Annotated in this window: 3 protein-coding genes; all 3 read right to left on the bottom strand. The window is 74.9% G+C overall.

The genetic code is table 11. From position 1 onward, the window contains the following. Positions 1–56: 56 nt before the first annotated feature. Positions 57–1,076: an MBL fold metallo-hydrolase gene (locus DQW06_RS17875; protein ID WP_013154838.1), complete on the bottom strand. Its 1,020-nt coding sequence runs from the start codon at positions 1,074–1,076 to the stop codon at positions 57–59. A 110-nt stretch (positions 1,077–1,186) separates the two neighbouring features. Beyond that, positions 1,187–2,062, bottom strand: coding sequence for a PHP domain-containing protein (locus DQW06_RS17870; protein WP_013154839.1), 876 nt, complete (start codon positions 2,060–2,062; stop codon positions 1,187–1,189). A 61-nt stretch (positions 2,063–2,123) separates the two neighbouring features. Continuing rightward, positions 2,124–2,789 (bottom strand): DUF6758 family protein, encoded by a 666-nt coding sequence (locus tag DQW06_RS17865; protein ID WP_013154840.1) that lies wholly within the window; start codon positions 2,787–2,789, stop codon positions 2,124–2,126. Positions 2,790–2,843: the final 54 nt, after the last annotated feature.

Below are 2,843 nucleotides of genomic sequence, written 5' to 3'. Positions count from 1 at the left end.
CCGCCGCCCCGTCCGGGCGGCGGCCGTGCGGGGGCGGGGCCCCGGAAGGTCCGTGCTCAGACCCAGGAGTCGAAGTTCTTGCCCTCGGCCGCCGCGGTGGTGGCCGGGCCGCGGTCGGGCAGGATGCGCGTGTCCGGGGGCAGGGACAGCAGCGCCTCGCCGATGGAGGCGAGCTGCGTGGTGTAGTCGATGTAGGTGTTGCCGACCATGCCGGGCTCGCCCTTGCGCAGGGTGTCGCCGCCGAAGACGACGCCGCGTTCGCTGACGTAGTAGCCGACGGTGCCGGGGGAGGTGCCGGGCAGGGCCAGGACGTCGATGTGCAGCTTGCCGATGTCGAGGGCGCCCTGGCCCTCCACCTCGATCTCGGGGCGGTGCTCGGCGCCGTGGTGGCGGCGCCAGGCGCGCATCTCGCGGGGGTGCAGCGCGATGGGGGCCTCGGACTCCTCGGCGACCTTGATGGCCGACTCGATGTGGGGGCTGTAGGCGTTGGTGCAGGCCACCAGGTAGACCTCGCGCTCACCGATGGCCGCCAGGATCGCCTCGGCGTCGTGGCCGGGGTCGATGACGACGACGCCCTCGTCGTCGGCGTCGATGATCCAGGTGTTGCTGACGACCGGGTACTCCTCGCCGTCGAACTCGAAGGTCCCGGCGGTGCGCACGCGCGTGATGCCGTCCTCGTCGGGGCCGGTCACCCCGGCCTCCTCGCCCTCGTCGGCGAAGACGTCGGCCTTCACCGGCGCCTCGTCCTCCTCGTCGTCGGACTCGTCGTCCGCGTCGGAGTCCTCGGACCCGTCCGCCTCCCCGGCCTCCTCCGCCTTCTCGTCGGCGGCGGAGCCCTCGGCGGCCCCGTCCTTCTCCGCCCCGGTGAGCTCCCCGGCGTCGACGGCGGGCTCGGCGGCGCCGTCGTCGGCGGCCTCGGCGGAGGCCTCGGCGGTCCCGGCCGGGTCCTTGGCCCCGTCCTCCGCGGCCACGTCCCCGCTGGCGGCGGTGGTCTCCTCGCGCTCCGCCGCGGCCTCCGCAGCGGAATCGGTGGCCTCCTGGCCCTCCTGCTTCTTCGACTTCCGATTCCAGAACACGGCTCAGACCTCTCGACTTCGTCCGGGTATGGGTGGTTGCGCTGCGACCATTGTCGCGCTCCCGCACAGTGGTCGGTACCGTACCGGACGCCGGGACGAGGACACGCGGTTCACCCGCGCAGAAGGGGGGCGCCCGTCGCGGGCGCCACCAGCCGTTCGAACGCCTCCGGGTCGGTGGTCCTGCACCCCAGGCGGCGGCCGGTGAGGCTTCCGTGGTCGTCGCTGGAGCCGGTGACCAGCACGCCCAGCTCCTCGGCCACGCCCCGCCAGTGGCGGGCCTGGTGCCGGTTGTGCGAGGGGTGGTCGGCCTCGATCGCCCCCAGACCCGCCCCGGCCATGCGCTCCACGAGTTCGAGGGGGACCGCGCCGTTGAGGGCGCCCTCCGCCCGCCCCGGGTGCGCCAGCGAGCAGACCCCGCCCGCCGCCCGGACCAGCTCCACCGCGCGGACCGGGTCGATCGCGTACCGCGAGACGTAGGCCGGGCCGCCGGAGCCGATCCAGCGGTCGAAGGCGTCCTGCACGTCCTTGGCCGCGCCCGCCTCCACGATCGCGCGGGCCAGGTGCGGGCGGCCGATCGTGTTGGCGTCGGCGTACTCGTCGCGGCCGGCGCCCGCGATCTCCAGCACCCGCTCCCAGGTGACGCCGACCCCGTTCTCGTGGAGCTTGCGGACCATCTCCTCGGCTCGGGAGGCGCGGTCGGAGCGGACCCGGCGCAGTTCACCGTCGAGCGCGGGGTCGTCGGGGTCGAACAGGTAGCACACCAGGTGGACGCTGGACCCCGCGTGGGCGCAGGAGAGCTCCATCCCGGGGACCAGGGTGAATCCGGGGGGCAGGTTCTGGGCCGCCTCCCCGATGCCGCCGACCGTGTCGTGGTCGGTGAGGGCGAGCACGTCGAGACCCGCGGCGACCGCGTGCTCGACGACTTCGGCGGGCGTGTCGGTTCCGTCGGAGACCGAGCTGTGGGCGTGCAGGTCGATACGTGTCACCGGGCGATTGTACGTAGGGCGCGGTCCGGCGCGCTCGGCCGGGGCGAGACCCCTTGCCGGTTCAGTCCGGGTCCCGCCGGGGCGCCAGGGCCTGGGTGAGGAAGGGGCTGGGGGCGCCGAAGGGCGGTTCCAGGGAGAGCCCGCCGTCACGGATGTCGCGCAGGTCCCGCAGGGAACCGATCTCGCACATGAGCACGCCGGTGTCGGCGGAGGCGAAGACCAGCCACAGCCACTGGGCGAGCGCCTCGCCGGTGTAGACGGCGCGGTCGGGGCCCACGTCCAGGCTCCACAGGGCGATCTCGTGGCCGTCGAAGCGCACCTTGGCGTCGGCGGCGGAGGCGTCGAAGCCGTCGCCTGGGTCGGGGCCCTCCAGCCCGGCGAGGCGGGCGCCGAGCCCGATCCCCGGGTCCTCGGCGACGATGACCACCTCGCCGACACCGCCGACCAGGTCGGGCCCGGAGAGGGCCACGGCCGTGGCGAGGGCGCCGCTGCGGTCGTCACCGGCCTCGGCGAAGCCGGTGACCACCCAGTTGGCGGGCAGCGGCCAGGGGATCCAGACCGGGACGTGCGCCTGGGGCAGGAGTGCCTCCAGCGCGGCCGCCCCGGGGGCGCGCACCTCCTGGAGGGGCGCCACCGGCCCGTGGGCGTCACACTGCCAGGCGCTGGTCCACAGCCCCGGAGGCTGGACCGCGCGCCCGCAACGGGGACACGTGGGCTCGGACTTCATGCTGCTCAGGGGTCTACCCGAGGGGACCGGCCGGAAAACGCGCCGTGGGGGGGG

Source organism: Nocardiopsis sp. TNDT3 (assembly GCF_003427465.1).
GTDB classification, from domain to species: Bacteria; Actinomycetota; Actinomycetes; order Streptosporangiales; family Streptosporangiaceae; genus Nocardiopsis; species Nocardiopsis dassonvillei.
Note: the sequence above shows the minus strand (reverse complement) of the source record. Positions and strands in the feature narration are given on the sequence as shown.